Genomic DNA, 17,935 nt, shown 5'->3' with positions numbered 1-17,935 from the left:
TGTATGATATAATTTTAAATTGCGTATAATCTGTATTTAATTTAACTTAGGAGTTGTTATGAATGGCAGCAAAATTTGAAGTGGGCAGTGTTTACACTGGTAAAGTAACAGGATTACAAGCGTATGGTGCGTTTGTTGCATTAGATGAAGAAACTCAAGGACTTGTTCACATTTCTGAAGTCACTCACGGTTTCGTAAAAGACATTAACGAACACCTTTCTATCGGTGACGAAGTACAAGTAAAAGTACTTGCGGTTGACGAAGAAAAAGGAAAAATCAGCCTTTCTATCCGTGCGACTCAAGCTGCGCCTGAAAGAAAAGAAAGCAAACCAAGAAAACCGAAAGCGGCTCAAGCTTCTGAAGAAACATCTGCTCCGCAAGGTTTCAACACATTGAAAGATAAGCTTGAAGAGTGGATCGAACAGTCCAACCGCAAAGACCTTATCAAAAAATAATCATTAAAAAAAGCACCGGATATGTATGTTCGGTGCTTTTTTTATGTTTATCTGACTTCCGGATTTGCCGCTTCCTCGCGGGATGTTTCTTCGTTCGGCTTAAACAGCAGGCCGAGATTGATCAGACCGGCGATGCCGACAAGGCCGTAAATAATCCGCGACAGAGCTGATCCTTGGCCGCCGAAGATGGCTGCTACTAAATCAAATTGGAAAAACCCGATCAGTCCCCAGTTAATAGCGCCGATAATCGTTAATACGAGACAGATACGCTGAATAACACTCATGTAAACAACCTCCTCTATGAATTCGTGAAACAGTTATAGATTGTGACAAAGCAAAGAATCTATGCATACTACATTCTCCGCCGTGTAAATCACACACTGTCTCAGGCTGTACAAGTGCCTTTCCCGGGAATTCGATGTCTGTAAACCATGTGATGCGCCGTCAAAAAAGCGGATTGCTTTACATTGAACGTCATCTTTCTGCATAATATAAATCCAAAGGAGGAGATGTCATGCAAAACTTTACATATTGGAATCCGACCAAATTGATTTTCGGAAAGGGAGAGGTTGAAAAACTTCCTGAAGAAATCAAACCGTACGGAAAAAACGTGCTGCTCGTATACGGAGGAGGCAGCATTAAGCGCAGCGGTCTTTATGATCAAGTAACCGAACTGCTGAAAAAAGCGGAAGTTACCGTACATGAATTGGCAGGCGTAGAGCCGAATCCGCGTGTCTCAACGGTGAACAAAGGTGTTGCGCTCTGTAAAGAAAACAGCATCGATTTCTTATTGGCCGTTGGCGGCGGAAGTGTCATTGACTGCACGAAAGCCATCGCGGCGGGCGCTAAATATGACGGCGACGCGTGGGATATCGTCACGAAAAAACACCAGCCGAAAGAAGCGCTGCCTTTCGGAACAGTGCTGACACTTGCGGCAACCGGTTCAGAGATGAACTCCGGATCAGTCATCACAAACTGGGAGACACAAGAGAAATACGGATGGGGGAGCCCGCTCGTTTACCCTAAATTCTCTATTCTCGATCCGGTAAACACATTTACCGTTCCGAAAGACCACACCATTTACGGCATGGTCGATATGATGAGCCATGTGTTTGAACAATATTTCCACCACACGCCAAACACGCCGTATCAGGACCGGATGTGTGAATCGCTTCTGCGCACGGTGATTGAAACAGCGCCGAAGCTGATCAATGATCTGGAGAACTACGAGCTTCGTGAGACGATTTTATATACAGGCACGATCGCATTAAACGGAATGCTGTCAATGGGCGCAAGAGGGGATTGGGCCACACACAACATCGAGCATGCGGTATCAGCGGTTTACGATATACCGCACGCCGGAGGTTTAGCGATTCTGTTCCCGAACTGGATGAGACATGTGCTCAAAGAAAATCCGGCCCGCTTTAAACAGCTTGCCGTCCGTGTCTTCGATATTGACGAGACAGGCAAATCAGATGAAGAGATCGCACTTGAAGGAATCAGCAGGCTGTCTGATTTCTGGACGAGCCTCGGCGCTCCGAACAGACTCGCTGATTATGATATTTCTGATGAGAAGCTGGATACGATTGCAGATAAAGCGATGGCAAACGGAGCATTCGGACAGTTCAAGTCACTGCAGAAAGAAGACGTGCTTGCGATACTGAAAGCATCATTGTAATAACATAAAGGGGGCGGCCGGATTGGCAGCTCCTTTTTTTCTGTGTTATAGTAATTCCCTTACCGATTTTTTTGGAGGTTATGATAAATGGAGAACTTTACGTACTACAATCCGACGAAACTGATTTTCGGAAAAGGTCAAATCGACCAATTGAAAAAAGAGCTGAAGCAATACGGGAAAAACGTGCTGCTTGTATACGGAGGCGGCAGCATTAAGCGAAACGGCCTGTATGACCAAGTAACAGGCATCTTAAAAGAAGAAGGCGCAACCGTTCATGAGCTTGCGGGCGTTGAACCGAACCCGCGTCTGGAAACGGTAAATAAAGGAATTGAGCTGTGCAGAAAGCATGAGATTGATTTCCTTCTCGCAGTCGGCGGCGGAAGTGTCATCGACTGTACAAAAGCGATTGCGGCCGGTGCGAAATATGACGGCGACGCATGGGACATTTACAGCAAAAAAGTAACGGCGCAGGACGCGCTCCCGTTCGGCACGGTGCTGACGATTGCGGCGACAGGCTCTGAAATGAACCCTGATTCCGTTATCACAAATTGGGAAACAAACGAAAAATTCGTATGGGGCAGCAATGTCACTCATCCGCGTTTCTCCATTTTAGATCCTGAGAATACTTTCAGCGTTCCGGAAAACCAAACCGTATACGGCATGGTGGATATGATGAGCCACGTATTTGAACAATACTTCCACAATGTTGAAAACACGCCGCTTCAGGACAGAATGTGTTTTGCAGTCCTTCAGACGGTAATTGAAACAGCGCCGAAACTTTTGGAAGACCTTGAGAACTATAAGCACCGTGAAACGATTTTATACGCGGGTACGATCGCATTAAACGGCACGCTGCAAATGGGCTATTTCGGCGATTGGGCTTCCCATACGATGGAGCACGCCGTATCAGCGGTTTATGACATCCCTCACGCGGGAGGACTTGCAATTCTGTTCCCGAACTGGATGAGATACACGCTGGATACAAATGTAGACCGTTTTAAAAACCTGATGCTCAACATGTTTGACATTGATACTGAAGGCAAAACGGATAAAGAAATTGCGCTTGAAGGGATCGATAAATTGTCCGCGTTCTGGACAAGCCTCGGCGCACCGTCCCGCCTTGCGGATTATGACATCGGTGAAGACAAGCTTGAGCTGATCGCAGACATCGCCGCAAAAGAAATGGAATACGGCGGATTCGGCAATTTCCAAAAACTGAACAAAGATGACGTACTTGCCATCTTAAAGGCGTCACTGTAAGATACATTCCCGGCCGGGGTGAAGATGAAATAGATTTTCAAGCTGCAGATGTAACCGTTTTGGGAGTCCCTCTTTCCAGATTTTCTATTAGTGCATCAAGAGCAAGTGAAACACCCCTTGCCATGAGACAACTATGGAAATCTCACATGATGCGGATTTGACTCCCTGTTTCTGTGCATTTAGCAGAAAAGGATCAATTAACTTTGCGATTGCCGATCTTCTATTTACACAAAATCTAAATCATGAAGAGCCGCGAATTTAAAAAAGGGGCGCTGATTCAATCAGCGCTCCTTTTATGCATTTTGTGTACTAAGGTCCCGCTGCGCCCCCATATAGCTTCCCATTAAGTTTTGATAACCGGGAAGATGACTGGAGATTAATGCGCCAAAACCTTCAACGTCGTTGCGCCAATCACGTTGTAACTCGCATGCTACGCTGAACCAGTTCATAAGCTGCGCGCCGCCATGAGCCATACGCGTTAATGATGCATCTGCTACTTGCTTATTAAACGTCCCCGAAGCATCTGTCACAACAAACACTTCGTAGCCTGCTTTAATGGCAGAAAGCGCAGGAAAAGCGACGCAGACGTCTGTTACCACCCCCGCGATAATCAGCTGTTTTTTGCCAGTCGCCTCAATGGCTTTAACAAAGTCTTCATTGTCCCATGCATTAATTTGTCCGGGACGGGCTATTTTTGGCGCATCAGGAAAGAGATCAACGAGTTCTTGCATGAGCGGTCCGTTGGGTCCGTTTTCAAAGCTAGTTGTTAAAATAACCGGTAAATCAAAGAATTTAGCCGTATCACCGAGAGCCAATACATTGTTTTTAAATTCATCAACGCCATAGTCACGCACGAGACCGGAAATAAGGCCGGTTTGATGGTCAACTAAAAGCACGGCAGCATCATCTTTTGAAAGACGGGAATAAAGATCAGACATTTTATCATCCTCCTTGAATTAAGGCAAGTAAGTTTGTGAATTGAAAACGGTAAATCTATTCATATGCTGTATAGATAGAAAGTTATTTCTGAGGTGACTTTTCGTGAGGGGGATGATCCTTCAATTAATCTGGAACGGGAACCGGAGCATGATCAATCCAATGGATGAACTGTTGTAAATAGCGTTGAAGATAACGTTTTGTTTGTTCATCCGTCAGTATGTTTTGAGCGGAATCAATTTTCTCATGGACTTGCGAAATCAGCATTTTTTGAAATGGCAAAACATTGACTTGCATAGCTTCGAGTACTTCCCTCATTTGCGTTTGACCAAAGGCAGTGCCGAACCCTCCGGGGGTTGCTCCGATTAAGCCAACCGGTTTTCTGTTTAAAACAGAAGAGGTCCGCGGTCTCGATGCCCAGTCCAATGCATTTTTTAATACCCCCGGAATTCCGGAATTGTACTCTGGACTTACAATGATGACGCCGTCAACGTCTTGTATATCAGCTCTAAAGGATGTTACGGAGTCTGGTGCTCCGGCAATTCCTAAATCTTCGTTAAAAAAAGGAAGACTGTCTATTTCGATCCAACGAAATTGAGCCGCATTATCGAAGTCAATCAGTGATTGAGCAATTGCTCGATTATACGAGTTTTTTCGTAAACTTCCACAAATAAGACCAATGGTTTTAGTCATAAAATCACCTCCCGGTTTAAAATTATTTTCATCTTAACATGATAATCCAAATATAGACACTATTTTTAAAATTGGACATTTATGCCTTAATATTCCTTCGTGGCAGCCTCTCAAGAGGAGTACTATATAAAAAGAACCGGCCCATCGGGATTGGCGATGGATGTCATCCTGCTCCAAAGTAAAGGTGATACGTTCCTGGATCACCAACATTCGATTCGTTATCCCTCCCACGATTATTACAAATATAACCATATCGAATCCGGGATATTGTATAAAAAATGAATGCATTTTTAGCGCAAATCCCATATTCATCATGCCTTCTTCATGACTTGATTTAGCGGGTGAGTTCATATAAAGTGAAAGAGAAAACAATTCACCGTGATGGAGGGACAAGCAAATGACGCATGTACGCTTTGATTACTCAAGAGCGTTACCTTTTTTCAATGAACATGAACTTACATACGCACGTGATTTCGTAAAAACGGCACACCATAATATCCATGAAAAAACAGGCGCCGGAAGCGACTTTTTAGGATGGGTGGACCTCCCTGAAAACTACGATAAAGAAGAATTCGCGCGCATTAAAAAAAGCGCTGAAAAAATCAAATCAGATTCAGACGTGCTTCTCGTCGTGGGTATCGGCGGTTCATACTTAGGCGCCCGCGCGGCGATTGAAGCGCTCAATCATTCTTTCTATAACGTTCTGCCGAAAGACAAGCGCAAAAACCCTCAAGTTATCTTTATCGGCAACAATATCAGCTCAACTTATATGAAAGATGTTATGGATCTTTTGGAAGACGCTGATTTCTCTATCAATGTCATTTCTAAATCAGGCACGACGACGGAACCTGCAATCGCTTTCCGGATTTTCCGCAAACTTCTTGAAGAAAAATACGGAAAAGAAGAAGCGAAAGCGCGGATTTACGCGACGACAGATAAAGAGCGCGGCGCTTTAAAAACGCTTTCTAATGAAGAAGGCTTCGAATCATTCGTTATTCCTGATGATGTCGGCGGACGTTTCTCCGTTCTGACTGCGGTAGGTCTTCTGCCGATTGCGGTAAGCGGGGCTGATATCGATGAAATGATGAAAGGCGCTCTTGATGCAAGCAAAGACTTTTCCAGCTCGGAATTAGAAGAGAACGCGGCTTACCAATACGCCGTCGTCCGCAACGTTCTGTATAATAAAGGCAGAACCATTGAAATGCTTATCAACTATGAGCCTGCGCTGCAATACTTTGCGGAATGGTGGAAGCAGCTCTTCGGCGAAAGTGAAGGAAAAGATGAAAAAGGCATCTATCCTTCTTCCGCTAACTTCTCAACAGACCTTCACTCTCTCGGTCAATACGTGCAGGAAGGCAGACGCGATCTGTTTGAAACTGTATTAAACGTTGAAAAACCGAAGCATGAGCTGACAATTGAAGAAGCGGAAAATGATCTCGACGGCTTAAATTACTTAGCCGGCAAAACGGTCGATTTCGTCAACAAAAAAGCGTTCGAAGGCACGATGCTTGCCCATACAGACGGAAAAGTGCCGAACTTAATTGTCAATATTCCAGAGCTTAATGCATATACATTTGGATATCTCGTCTATTTCTTTGAAAAAGCGGTGGCGATGAGCGGTTATCTGCTCGGAGTCAACCCGTTTGATCAGCCGGGTGTTGAAGCCTATAAGGTGAATATGTTCGCGCTTCTCGGCAAACCGGGCTTTGAAGAGAAAAAAGCAGAGCTTGAAAAACGCCTTGAAAAATAAAAAGAAGGGCTGGCCCTCAGCATGACGGGTCAGCCTTTTTTAAACCGTGAAAGGTGTGATGATGAATGATACGACTCTTATGTAAGCATGCCGTCATTTCCGTCTGTTCCGCCGCTATTGTCTATTCGGCACTAAAACTGTCTCCTGAATCCCTCTTACAAACCATCCTGTTTTTCGCTTTCCCTCTCGGCTTGTTTACGGACATGGTCCGGCAAAAACTGAAGATTGGCCGGATGCAGTCGCTGATCACGAAGTGCTGTCTCTATGCCGCCGTTTTCTATATTTCAACGGAAGCCGTTCTCTCTGCAATTGTGACGTATGTTCTGATTGAATGCGCCGTTACCTCTTTCCGGCGTCTGTCTGCCGCTCCCGATTCTTCCCGGGCGCCGTATGAAGATGCCGCAGAGCGGGGACGCTAAAGACAAAAAGGAGCATATGCACATGATCAGCATACCATCTACACTTGAGGGGCAATCGTTTTTACTCCGCGAACTGGAACAGGTGATGAAACCGATCGGTTATACCATCGGAGGCGGCTGGGAGTATGACCGCGGGTTCTTTGATTACAAAATTTCCGATCAGGACGGCTACTTATTTCTCCGCATCCCTGTTGAAGCAAATAAGGGACACCTGGATGAACGGGGGGCCGCCGTTACAATCGGCACACCCTTTTTGCTGAGGCACGTCTATCAGGAGGAAACGGATGATCACGCAGGCGGCGGTGTTTTTGAGTCATTATTCACCCAATTCTCCGAGCCGAAACGGCGGGATGCGGCAATTGACCGCTCATATACAGATATCGGCATCTCGCTTGTGAAAGAGCTGGAAGACGTCCTGCTGCATTAAAGAGCCAAAAACAGATCAGTATCGAGCACCTGGTATGACAGGGGAGGGGTCAGCATCGGCCCCTCTTCTTTTTGTATGCCGATGATCGTGGTATTCCGTTTGAGATAATAGAGCGCACAGTCATGATAAGATGAGCCCTTTAATTCCTCGGGGACGGGAATGATGCGCACCTTTTTCTCCAGCGTCAGATCTGACAGCGTTTGCGGTTTGGCAAGCTGCAGCTTGACCCGGTAATGCTCAAACATCACCCGGCTCGACAGGCGTGATGTGCACAGAATCTTATTGGCTCCTGCGCGCTCGGCGTTTTTGACATACCGTTCCGTTAAAATTTCCACGATACAATAAACGGACGGATGCAGCCCTTTGATGGCGAGAAGCGTTAATACCGACAGCATATCAGCTTCGGATTCATTTTTCTGCTGGTCTGCTGTCAAAATGACGGTATCGGCTTCCGTAATATTCGCCTTATTGAGCGTACTGTCATCAGCGGCATGTCCGCGGATGAAATGGACGTTTTCAATAAGCGGCCCTTCCCTTAATGAATCATCAATCAGGACGACAGTTTTTGACGGCGCGATGTGCTGCAGTTCTTTCAGCAGCATATGCGACTTCTCATTCCATCCGATAAGAATGACGTGCCCCTTGCCTTTAAAGGCGACCTTCCCTTCGACATAGCGGTGCTGTTTGCTGAACACGGCTGAAGAAAGCGTGGCGAAATAGGCGGTCACAAAACTCGCTCCGCTTAATACAAGCACCATGCCGGCAATCTGCCCGAGCGGTGTCTGGGGAACGTAATCGCCGTAGCCGACTGTGGCCACCGTAATAACCGCCCACCAAACCCCTTCAAACACAGACGTGAATTGCTTCGGCTCAAGCATGTAAATGAGTTGGCCGAACAATAAAATCAAAGCGATAATGATCAGTCCGATCCGAACATATAACGGCCATCTCAGCCAGGAAATAAAAATACGGTTTGATTTCATTCGTCCGCCTCTTCTTTCGTCAGAGAGATGGATAAAATCTGCTTAATAATGGTGTTTAGTTTTTCGTCCAGCTGTTCCTGGCCGTATGAGTTACGCGCATGTCTGATTAAATCGGCCGTCTCATCTTCAAACTGTATGAGAGGTTCGTCGTTTTCCGCCTCATTATAGAGCTGGATAAAGGCGTCAAGCCCCTCGTTCATTCTGTCTATCGCATTGCTCAGCTGTTCTTTCTCGCCATTTGTCACTTTCATGTCGATCACACCTGTATCTTTTTTTATACAGTATGTCCCAGTTCGTTTGATGTCTTTCAAAAATCGCCGAAAACATATTCACCCTCATTTTTTCATATGATAAAGAAAGCGGACCGAAAAAGGGTGAGTCAAAATGACAGTCATTCAAAAATTGCTGGCGGCGCTGGCCGGAGCGCAGCTGCTCGCTTCGGCGGCCGTATTGCTTATTTTCGATTTGAATGGATACAATCATATGTCCGGCGGATTTTCATGGCTTGTTTTTGCAAAAGAGACCGCAGGCACGTTTCCGTTTTACATCGGATTGGCCGGGTGTATCCTCATCATGCTCGGAGGATTGATTCCTGTCAGAAAAAAGAAGCGGATTTCTGTACAGGAAAGCGGACAATCATTAAAATAATATATAAGCAGATCGTACGATATAAGAGAAAAAGGAAGAGGATAATATGCTGTTTATCTTTTTAACAATTGCTGCATTGGGATTGTCGTTTTGGGCACAATTTAAAGTGAAAAGCAATTTTCAGAAATACTCAGACGTAGAAGCTTCCAGTCAGCGGACGGGGGCGGAAACGGCAAGACGGATTCTTGATATTAACGGTTTATATGATGTGCCGGTAGAACCGGTAAGAGGCACTTTAACAGACCATTACGACCCGACGGAGCGGGTGGTGCGTTTATCTGAGCCGGTATATTACGGCCGCTCCATTTCCGCCATTTCCGTCGCTTCCCATGAAGTCGGACATGCTTTGCAGCATCAGGAATCATACGGCGCGCTTGTGCTGAGGCACAAAATTTTTCCGGTCGTCAATTTTGCCTCCGGGGTTGCCCCTCTGCTTTTCTTGGGCGGGATGCTCCTGGGCAGCTTGAACTTAATCGGACTCGGCATTATTTTGTTTTCGGCCGCTGTTTTTTTCCAGCTTGTCACACTGCCTGTCGAGTTTAATGCCAGCGCGAGGGCGAAGCGGATTATCGTGTCGGAAGGATTCATTCGCAACAGTGAAGAACACGGCGTGAATAAAGTGCTGAACGCCGCCGCGCTGACGTATGTGGCTGCGGCGCTCGTTTCATTATTCGAGCTGCTTCGTTTTGTGATGATTTTCTTAAATGGTCGTGATGAGAATTAACACGAAGGAGGTGGCCCCTTACCGTTTGCGGTAGGGGTTTTTTTGCTTATATTAAAACTGATTCTCATTATGCTGTTAATCGGATTAACGGCCATCTTTGTCGCTGCGGAATTTGCGATTGTCAAAATCCGCGGTTCAAAAATCGCGGAGCTGGTTGAAACCGGAGACAGCCGGGCGCTCGCGGCGCACAGGGTGATTTCAAATCTCGATGAATATTTATCAGCGTGCCAGCTCGGCATTACGATTACGGCGCTCGGACTCGGCTGGCTCGGTGAACCGACGATTCAGCGGCTTCTTCATCCTGTTTTCAGCCTGATCGGAATGCCGTCATCCATTACGCACGTCGTCACGTTTATTGCGGCGTTTATCGCCGTCACGTATCTGCACGTCGTCATCGGAGAGCTTGCGCCGAAAACGATATCCATTCAAAAAGCTGAAGCCGTCAGTCTGTGGACGGCGAAACCGCTCATTCTGTTTTATAAAGTGATGTATCCGTTTATTAAGCTGTTAAACGGTTCAGCCGGATTTTTGGTCAAGCTGTTCGGTTTTCATTCGGTGAAAGAACATGAGGTCGTGGTCAGTGAAGAGGAATTGCGGCTGATTTTGTCCGAAAGCTATAAAAAAGGTCAAATCAATCAATCTGAATTCCGTTACGTCAATAAAATATTTGAATTCGATAACCGGGTCGCCAGAGAAATCATGGTGCCGCGCACCGAAATCGCCGCCATCTCGCTTGAACAGCCAGTTGATGAAGCCATACATTTGATCATCAACGAACGGTATACGCGATATCCGGTTATTAAGGAAGACAAAGATCACATTCTCGGCATTATTAACAATAAGGATTTATTTAAGGCGTATTTTCTCGGCCGCTCCATTGAATTAAAAGAAATTATGCGTCCGGTCATCAGAGTCATTGAAAGCATCCCCGTTCAGGAGCTTTTGATCCGCATGCAGAAGGAGCGGATTCATATGGCGATTCTCGTTGACGAATACGGCGGCACGGCGGGACTTGTGACCGTCGAAGACATATTGGAGGAAATCGTCGGGGAAATCCGTGATGAATATGACCAGGATGAAATGCCCCACATCGTCAAAAAAGGCGAACACCACTATGTGATGGACGGCAAGGCGCTCATAGAAGAGGTGAATGATCTCCTTGATATCGCCATCGAAAATGAAGACATTGACACGATCGCCGGCTGGCTCTTAACACAAAAAATGGAGCTGAAAAATGGTGATGTGTTTCATGCCGAAGGGTGTGAATTTAAGGTGCTGGAAGCGGAAGACCATCATATCCGCTTCGTTGAAATTAAAAAAACTGATTTCTGAGCCTCCTGCTTTTGCAATGAGGCTTTTTTTATGGAAAAAATGCTTCTTCGTCCCGCTCCTTCATATAATGTAAAGAAAGGAGTGTCGGTATGAAAACGGATTGGTGGAAAACGGCTGCCGTCTATCAAATTTATCCCCGAAGCTTTATGGATTCGAACGGGGACGGAATCGGCGACATGAACGGCATCAGAGCAAAGCTTCATTACATAAAAGAGTTGGGGGCGGATGTGATCTGGCTTTGTCCCGTTTTTGACTCGCCGGGCGCGGACAACGGCTACGATATTCGGAATTATAAACAAATTGCCGGCGAATTCGGGACGATGGAGGATTTTGACCGGCTCCTTGCGGATGTCCATGCGCTCGGCATGAAGCTGATTATGGACCTCGTCATCAACCATACAAGCGATGAGCACCCTTGGTTTATCGAATCACGCTCAGCGAAAGATTCCGAAAAACGGGACTGGTACATCTGGAGAGACGGAAAAAACGGCAAAGAGCCGAACAATTGGGAAAGCATTTTCGGCGGATCAGCGTGGGAATATGATCAAGAGACCGGCCAGTATTACCTGCACCTGTTTGACAAAAAACAGCCTGATTTAAATTGGGAAAACGAAGCGATGAGGCAGTCCGTTTATGAGATGGTCCGCTGGTGGCTTGATAAAGGCATAGACGGCTTCCGGGTGGATGCCATTTCTCACATTAAGAAAAAAGAAGGGCTCCCTGACATGCCGAATCCGGACGGTCTCCCGTACGTCCCGTCTTTCCCGTATCATATGAATGGGGAAGGCATATTGGATCTCTTAAGAGAGCTGAAACGGGAAACATTTTCGCGCTATCCGATCATGACGGTCGGCGAGGCGAACGGAGTGGCGGCTTGGGAGGCGGCTGATTGGGCCGGTGAAGAACACGGCGTCTTTCAAATGATTTTTCAATTTGAACATCTCGGCCTCTGGGATACGGAAGATGATCAAAGCATCTCCATTCCGGCGCTTAAGCGCGTCTTGTCCGGCTGGCAGAACAGTCTTGAAGGAAAGGGCTGGAACGCGTTATTTATGGAGAACCACGATCAGCCCCGTTCCGTCTCGGTATGGGGTGACGAACGGTTTTTGACAGAAAGCGCCAAGGCACTCGCCGCGATGTATATGCTGATGAAAGGCACGCCGTTTATTTACCAGGGGCAGGAGCTCGGGATGACCAATGTTTCGTTTCCATCCATTGAAGATTATGATGACGCCGCAATGAAATATCTGTATGAAAAAGAGACGTCCCGCGGCGTTCCGCATGAAAAAGTGATGAAGATCATCTGGAAGAAGGGCCGGGATAATTCACGGACACCGATGCAATGGAGCGGTGAGGCGAACGGCGGGTTTTCTGATGCTTCTCCGTGGCTCGGAGTGAATCCGAACCACACATGGCTGAATGCTGCATCACAAATGCAGGATGAAACATCCGTATACCATTTCTACAGACGGCTGCTCGCCCTCAGAAAAGAACACAGCGTATTGATCAGCGGCACATATGAATTGCTGCTTCCGAATGACCGGCAGATTTATGCCTATCTAAGAAAAAACGGAACAACAACCGCCCTGATCATCACAAATCTGTCCCGAACCCCCGCTTTATACAGGCATCCCGGTTATCCGCTTGACTCCGATTCTCTCGTGCTTGCAAACGCAGAAACAGAAGCGCACCGCCATGTGACATCCTTTCTTTTAAAGCCTTATGAGGCACGCGTATATATATGGTGAAAAACTTCAGTCCCGAGGCTGAAGTTTTTTGTGATCTGCGTTTATCATCGCGATCCGACAGGAAAAGACAAATACAGAAACGAATATGGGAAAGGAAGAGAAAAAGAAAGGAGGCATTTATATGCTGAAAAAATTGCAGATTCAAACAAACAGACGGGATGAAATGATCGATATCACACATGAAGCTGAAGCGTTTCTCCGCAAAACAGGCGTGAAAAACGGTTTGGCGCTCATATACTGTCCCCATACAACCGCCGGCATTACCATAAATGAAAATGCCGATCCGGATGTGAAGAGGGATATGCTCAGAAGGTTTGATGAAATATATCCGTGGGAGCACGAACTGGACCGGCATATGGAGGGAAATACGGCGGCACATATGAAAGCGAGTACAACCGGCGCCTCCCAGCATGTCATCATAGAAGACGGGCGCCTGATACTCGGAACATGGCAGGGCGTTTATTTTTGCGAATTTGACGGTCCGCGAAACAGAACATGTTATATCAAAATACAGGCTGAATCGGAGGAAAACACAAATGAGTGAGTGGATGAGTGCATTATCATTAACAAAGCCCGTCATTCAAGCGCCGATGGCCGGCGGGCTGGTCACGCCGCGTCTGGCTTCGGCGGTATCAAATGAAGGGGCGCTCGGAAGCCTCGCTTCAGGATACGTCAGCCCGCAAGCGCTTGAAAAACAGCTTATCGAGATGAAAGAGCTGACGAACCGCTCCTTTCAAGTAAATCTTTTCGTTCCGGAAGAAAGGCAGATGCCTGAGGCGGAACTGGTTGAAAAATGGAAAGCCCGCATCCCGAGGGCAAAAGACGCCAATCCGTTCTCTGATCTGAAAGAAGAATGGAATGATTTCGAGGAAAAAGCGGAGCTTCTGATCCGTTACGGAGTCAAAGCGTGTTCATTCACCTTCGGCCTTCCGCCGGAAGAAACGGCGGAAAAGCTGAAGAAAAGCGGTTGTTTCCTTTTCGGCACGGCGACAACGCCGGAGGAAGCGAAGGCTTTTGAAGAACGGGGGATGGACGCCGTTCTTCTTCAGGGAATTGAAGCCGGCGGGCATCGCGGGTCGTTTCTGCCGGTTAAAGGAGAACCGGCTCTCGGCCTTATGGCGCTGATTCCGCAGGCTAAAGACGCGCTGAATATCCCGGTGATTGCGGCAGGCGGCATTTTTGACCGCCGCGGCGTGCAGGCGGCCCGATGTTTGGGTGCGGACGGCGTTCAAGTAGGAACACCGTTTCTCCTTTGTGAAGAAAGCAGCGCCTCACCGGCATATCAAAAAGCCATTGCCGAATCAAAAGGAGCCGACACGCGGCTGACCACCCTGTTTTCGGGAAAACAGGCGCGGGGAATCGTGAATCAGTTCATGAAAACATATGAAGCTGACGAGGGAAAAACGCTGCCTTATCCGCTGCATAATACGCTGACAAAGCCGATGCGCGGGCACGCGGCTCAATCAGGAGACGCGGAGTATATGTCTTTATGGGCCGGCCAGTCCGCCGCGAAACTTGAAGGGCCGACAGACGTGAAAACCGTTTTGGACAGATTGTGCGAATCATAATTCAGAAATCGTGAGGTGATGGATGATGAAGATTCTTCAAATGTCCTACAAAAAAAGAGGGACTATTGAGTTTGTCTTTGAAGATTTTCCGCATTCCAAAGTCACCATGGCGCCGATTAAAGGGTATTACTTTGTCCGCGCCATTAAATGGAGCCGACGGGACAGAGCCGTCACCCGCCATGATTTAGAGAAGTTTGAATGGGCTGCAAACCAAGCGCTCGGCACGACGGCTTTTTACTTGAAAAGAAAAGCATTCCGCATCCCATCGTCACAATGACAGACGATGGGATTGTTTTAATGCATGATCTGGTAAAGCGCGGGTGCATCAAGCCTTGTTGCCTGGTTAAGCAGATAAGCCGGCTGCACGGCATTTTTTTTTCTTAAAGAATTCAATCTCTGGATGATTTGTTCAGCGGTCAGAATCCCGAGACCGTGGGCGAAATATTGATCATTCCCCATCACAATGACATTCTCTCCCCGCCACTGAGCCTTTGCAGGATTAAAATCAGGATTTTTAAAATATAAACAATCTCCCCGTAAAAAGTGGCTGCCGGTTTCCGTGTAGATCGGCAGATGCTCATAGTGCCAGTCATACAAAGTGATATCCCGGAAACGCCGGTTAAACCGTTCTTCACCGATTGTCTTTAAGACGGCCAGATAATAAATCACAACAATGGCGGTAGCGCATTCAAATGCGTAAAACGCCCCGTTTTCAATAATGTCCCGAATCGCTTTTGAAGCGGGGATTCTGTACTTCAGCTCCAAGGCTCCTTCCGGCGTCACTCTCCAATAAGCCGTATTTCCGTATGTTTTGGCGAAAGTTGCAAATTTCACCCCTGATCCGTGCAGTTCTCTTGCGGCTTCCACAATATGGCGGCGCAGCCGCACCTCGAACATCAGTTCAGCAATCGACCCGTAATCGAATTGTACGGGAGAATTGAGCAGTTCATTTATATACGGAACAAGGCTTTCTTCCGTCTGCCAGTTCGCGATGTCCTGAGGCCGAAGCACTTGGCCGGATATGATAATCATCTGCGCGCCCCCTATCTTTTTTTATAAGATATGCAGGAAGCTTGGGCAATGAAAATCAAGACATAAAAAAGGAGGAAATGTTAACAAAATGTGAAGACTGAGCCGATATATAAGGTATCACACTTGAGGGAGCAGCTTAATATGAAAAAATTCATCAATTGGTGCACAAAGGCATCGATTTCACGTAAATTAATCATTTCATTTATCGTGATCTTAATCATACCGATTCTCGTGTTAGAATTCAGTTCATACCATACGGCGAGCAATTCGCTGGATGATCAGATTTCAGGCAACGCGAAAAATAACATCGAATCTTTTAACACAACCATTACAAATGATATCGGCGCAAAAGCAAAGGCGATTGAATTTTTCAGTGAAACGTTAAAAGGGTCATCCTTCTCAAAGAAAAACATGTCTGCTCTTGAAGAAAAGTTCGGGCAATACACGTCTATTCATAAGGACGTAGCCCGCGTTTACGGAGGAACCGAAGACGGCAGCTACGCACAGGCGCCTAAGGAGAATACTCCGGCCGATTACGATCCGAGAACACGCACTTGGTATAAAGACGCTGTGAAGGCCGGCGGCACGCTCGTTGTCACCGACCCTTACACCGCGGCAAGCGACGGCAGCATGGTCGTTACCGTGGCAAAGCAGATGCAGGACGGAACAGGCGTAGTGGCCATGGATATTACAATTGACCAGCTGCTGAAGCAGATGCAGGGAATCAAAATCGGGCAAAAAGGATTCGTGTTTATCACATCCAAAAATAAAACCTATGTCGCGCATAAAGACCACAAACCGGGCGACAAAGTTTCAACCCCGTGGCTGAATGAGGTATACAGCAAAGACAGCGGCATTATTTCATACAAGCTCGATGATCAAAATAAAAAAATGGCGTTTACGACAAATAAACTGACCGGATGGAAAATAGAGGGGAGCATGGAGCTCAACGAAATTAAAGACGCCTCACAACCGGTGCTGACGATGGGGATGATTGTCCTTGCAGCATCCATTATCATCGGGGGAATTTTAATTCTGTTGATTGTCAGATCCATTACGTCACCGCTGAAACGGCTTGTCCGCTCTTCTAAACAAATCAGCGGCGGAGACTTGACTGAAACCATTGATATCCGCTCGAAAGATGAATTGGGCGAACTCGGCGCGAGCTTTAATGAAATGGGAGAATCTCTGCGCGGACTGATCAGCGCGATCCAAAACTCTGTCGACAACGTGGCCGCGTCATCGGAAGAGCTGACCGCTTCAGCTTCGCAGACAAGCAAAGCGACGGAACATATTACAATGGCCATTGAGCAGTTTTCAAACGGAAACGAAGAGCAAAGCGAAAAAGTCGATTCAAGCTCAGCCAAGCTGAATCATATAAATGACGGACTCACCGCCGTTTCCCGCACATCATCATCCATTACGGAAGCATCTAAACAATCGAAGGAAGCTGCCGGCACCGGGGAAGAATATGTGCAGCAAACCGTCGGGCAGATGAATCTCATCAATCAATCGGTCCAGCAGGCGGAAGCGGTTGTAAAAGGCCTTGAGGCCAAATCAAAAGACATCACTCATATTTTAAGAGTCATCAACGGTATTGCCGATCAGACAAACCTGCTTGCTTTAAATGCAGCCATTGAAGCGGCAAGAGCCGGTGAATACGGGCGGGGCTTCTCAGTGGTAGCCGAAGAAGTGCGCAAGCTTGCCGTCCAATCCGCCGGTTCTGCCAAAGAGATTGAAACACTCATTCAGGAAATCACGGCCGAGATTAATACATCACTTCACATGTTTACATCCGTTAATGAAGAAGTTCAATCAGGACTTGCCGTGACGGACCGCACGAAAGAAAGCTTCCAGAATATCTTCGGCATGACAAACGATATCGCCGAGAAGCTTCAATCGATGAACGGCACGGTTGAACAGCTGTCAGACAGCTCTCAGCACGTTTCAGCCGCAGTGACGGATATTGCGGACGTATCTAGGGAAAGCGCAGCAAGCATTCAGGATATTGCCGCATCCGCAGAAGAACAGCTTGCATCAATGGAAGAAATCAGCACATCCGCCGATACTTTGGCGCAAATGGCCGAAGAACTGCGGGAATTAACGAAACAATTTAAAATCAACTAGTAAAAAAGGACGCTTTCCGGATGGAAGGCGTCCTTTTTTATAGTGACAGCCGGATAATTAAATAAAAAGTCTTGCATAAAAAGTGAGTACATAGAACTATTTTTCGTTTATGACTTAATTTTCAATGTAATAAAAAGGGAGTCGGCCGATATAAA

General features: G+C 46.8%; 20 protein-coding genes. 14 read left to right on the top strand and 6 right to left on the bottom strand.

Translation table 11 applies throughout. The features are described from left to right. Positions 1 to 62: 62 nt before the first annotated feature. Positions 63 to 455 (top strand): S1 domain-containing post-transcriptional regulator GSP13, encoded by a 393-nt coding sequence (yugI, locus tag NYE28_RS16385; RefSeq protein ID WP_007408653.1) that lies wholly within the window; start codon positions 63 to 65, stop codon positions 453 to 455. A gap of 47 nt (positions 456 to 502) precedes the next feature. Here yugI and NYE28_RS16380 read toward each other — a convergent pair whose 3' ends face one another. Further along, positions 503 to 739, bottom strand: a complete 237-nt coding sequence (locus NYE28_RS16380; RefSeq protein WP_003152104.1) for a DUF378 domain-containing protein — start codon at positions 737 to 739, stop codon at positions 503 to 505. 230 nt (positions 740 to 969) lie between these two features. On the opposite strand from NYE28_RS16380, the gene NYE28_RS16375 reads away from it, so the two are divergent. Both NYE28_RS16375 and NYE28_RS16370 read left to right on the top strand, forming a co-directional pair. Beyond that, positions 970 to 2,133, top strand: a complete 1,164-nt coding sequence (locus tag NYE28_RS16375) for an iron-containing alcohol dehydrogenase (RefSeq protein WP_025285178.1) — start codon at positions 970 to 972, stop codon at positions 2,131 to 2,133. 87 nt (positions 2,134 to 2,220) lie between these two features. Beyond that, positions 2,221 to 3,393 carry an iron-containing alcohol dehydrogenase gene (locus NYE28_RS16370; protein ID WP_160223523.1) on the top strand — a complete coding sequence of 391 codons (1,173 nt, stop codon included), beginning with the start codon at positions 2,221 to 2,223 and terminating at the stop codon, positions 3,391 to 3,393. Between the two features lie 293 nt (positions 3,394 to 3,686). Here NYE28_RS16370 and ycaC read toward each other — a convergent pair whose 3' ends face one another. Further along, on the bottom strand, positions 3,687 to 4,331 hold the full coding sequence (gene ycaC, locus NYE28_RS16365) for an isochorismate family cysteine hydrolase YcaC (RefSeq protein ID WP_014418745.1): 645 nt from the start codon (positions 4,329 to 4,331) through the stop codon (positions 3,687 to 3,689). A gap of 124 nt (positions 4,332 to 4,455) precedes the next feature. After that, positions 4,456 to 5,022, bottom strand: coding sequence for an NADPH-dependent FMN reductase (locus NYE28_RS16360; protein WP_094031245.1), 567 nt, complete (start codon positions 5,020 to 5,022; stop codon positions 4,456 to 4,458). A gap of 397 nt (positions 5,023 to 5,419) precedes the next feature. On the opposite strand from NYE28_RS16360, the gene NYE28_RS16355 reads away from it, so the two are divergent. The 3 genes from NYE28_RS16355 (at position 5,420) to NYE28_RS16345 (ending at position 7,618) form a co-directional block, all read left to right on the top strand. Further along, complete coding sequence (locus NYE28_RS16355) at positions 5,420 to 6,772, top strand: glucose-6-phosphate isomerase (protein ID WP_007408647.1); 1,353 nt, start codon at positions 5,420 to 5,422, stop codon at positions 6,770 to 6,772. Positions 6,773 to 6,837: 65 nt separating this feature from the next. After that, positions 6,838 to 7,191, top strand: a complete 354-nt coding sequence (locus tag NYE28_RS16350) for a transporter (RefSeq protein WP_225649648.1) — start codon at positions 6,838 to 6,840, stop codon at positions 7,189 to 7,191. 22 nt (positions 7,192 to 7,213) lie between these two features. Continuing rightward, the gene (locus NYE28_RS16345; protein ID WP_168984846.1) at positions 7,214 to 7,618 is read left to right on the top strand and encodes a YugN-like family protein; all 405 of its coding nucleotides are present in this window, start codon (positions 7,214 to 7,216) and stop codon (positions 7,616 to 7,618) included. Here NYE28_RS16345 and NYE28_RS16340 read toward each other — a convergent pair. After that, positions 7,615 to 8,601, bottom strand: a complete 987-nt coding sequence (locus NYE28_RS16340) for a potassium channel family protein (protein ID WP_015240465.1) — start codon at positions 8,599 to 8,601, stop codon at positions 7,615 to 7,617. The two genes, NYE28_RS16345 and NYE28_RS16340, sit on opposite strands and share 4 nt — an antisense overlap. Continuing rightward, the gene (locus tag NYE28_RS16335) at positions 8,598 to 8,852 is read right to left on the bottom strand and encodes a hypothetical protein (RefSeq protein ID WP_015240464.1); all 255 of its coding nucleotides are present in this window, start codon (positions 8,850 to 8,852) and stop codon (positions 8,598 to 8,600) included. Before NYE28_RS16335 ends, NYE28_RS16340 begins: the two co-directional genes overlap by 4 nt. 133 nt (positions 8,853 to 8,985) lie before the next feature. Between NYE28_RS16335 and NYE28_RS16330 the strand changes: the two genes are divergently transcribed. From NYE28_RS16330 to NYE28_RS16300, 7 genes are all read left to right on the top strand, one after another. Beyond that, entirely contained in the window at positions 8,986 to 9,249 is a 264-nt protein-coding gene (locus NYE28_RS16330) for a hypothetical protein (protein ID WP_015418085.1), read from the top strand. A 46-nt stretch (positions 9,250 to 9,295) separates the two neighbouring features. Continuing rightward, the gene (locus tag NYE28_RS16325) at positions 9,296 to 9,973 is read left to right on the top strand and encodes a zinc metallopeptidase (protein ID WP_003152125.1); all 678 of its coding nucleotides are present in this window, start codon (positions 9,296 to 9,298) and stop codon (positions 9,971 to 9,973) included. Positions 9,974 to 10,015: 42 nt separating this feature from the next. Further along, a complete protein-coding gene (locus NYE28_RS16320) occupies positions 10,016 to 11,305 on the top strand; it encodes a hemolysin family protein (protein ID WP_052827778.1) in 1,290 nt (429 codons plus the stop codon). A gap of 89 nt (positions 11,306 to 11,394) precedes the next feature. Next, the gene (locus NYE28_RS16315; RefSeq protein WP_337681198.1) at positions 11,395 to 13,053 is read left to right on the top strand and encodes an alpha-glucosidase; all 1,659 of its coding nucleotides are present in this window, start codon (positions 11,395 to 11,397) and stop codon (positions 13,051 to 13,053) included. A 121-nt stretch (positions 13,054 to 13,174) separates the two neighbouring features. Beyond that, positions 13,175 to 13,597 carry a secondary thiamine-phosphate synthase enzyme YjbQ gene (locus NYE28_RS16310; protein ID WP_053574138.1) on the top strand — a complete coding sequence of 141 codons (423 nt, stop codon included), beginning with the start codon at positions 13,175 to 13,177 and terminating at the stop codon, positions 13,595 to 13,597. Continuing rightward, positions 13,590 to 14,621 carry a nitronate monooxygenase gene (locus tag NYE28_RS16305; RefSeq protein ID WP_100001571.1) on the top strand — a complete coding sequence of 344 codons (1,032 nt, stop codon included), beginning with the start codon at positions 13,590 to 13,592 and terminating at the stop codon, positions 14,619 to 14,621. The genes NYE28_RS16310 and NYE28_RS16305 overlap by 8 nt, the downstream gene beginning before the upstream one ends. Before the next feature lie 25 nt (positions 14,622 to 14,646). Continuing rightward, positions 14,647 to 14,898 carry a hypothetical protein gene (locus tag NYE28_RS16300; protein WP_044801729.1) on the top strand — a complete coding sequence of 84 codons (252 nt, stop codon included), beginning with the start codon at positions 14,647 to 14,649 and terminating at the stop codon, positions 14,896 to 14,898. 17 nt (positions 14,899 to 14,915) lie between these two features. Here the strand turns inward: NYE28_RS16300 and NYE28_RS16295 are convergent, their stop codons facing one another. After that, on the bottom strand, positions 14,916 to 15,653 hold the full coding sequence (locus NYE28_RS16295) for a protein-glutamine gamma-glutamyltransferase (RefSeq protein ID WP_007408635.1): 738 nt from the start codon (positions 15,651 to 15,653) through the stop codon (positions 14,916 to 14,918). A gap of 141 nt (positions 15,654 to 15,794) precedes the next feature. Here NYE28_RS16295 and NYE28_RS16290 point away from each other — a divergent pair, with 141 nt between their 5' ends. After that, positions 15,795 to 17,780 (top strand): methyl-accepting chemotaxis protein, encoded by a 1,986-nt coding sequence (locus tag NYE28_RS16290; RefSeq protein WP_337681199.1) that lies wholly within the window; start codon positions 15,795 to 15,797, stop codon positions 17,778 to 17,780. Positions 17,781 to 17,935: the final 155 nt, after the last annotated feature.

The sequence above is a fragment of the Bacillus sp. FSL R5-0443 genome, from assembly GCF_038608285.1.
In the GTDB taxonomy this organism is placed as follows: Bacteria; Bacillota; Bacilli; order Bacillales; family Bacillaceae; genus Bacillus; species Bacillus velezensis.
This window is presented reverse-complemented; position numbering and strand designations above follow the sequence as displayed.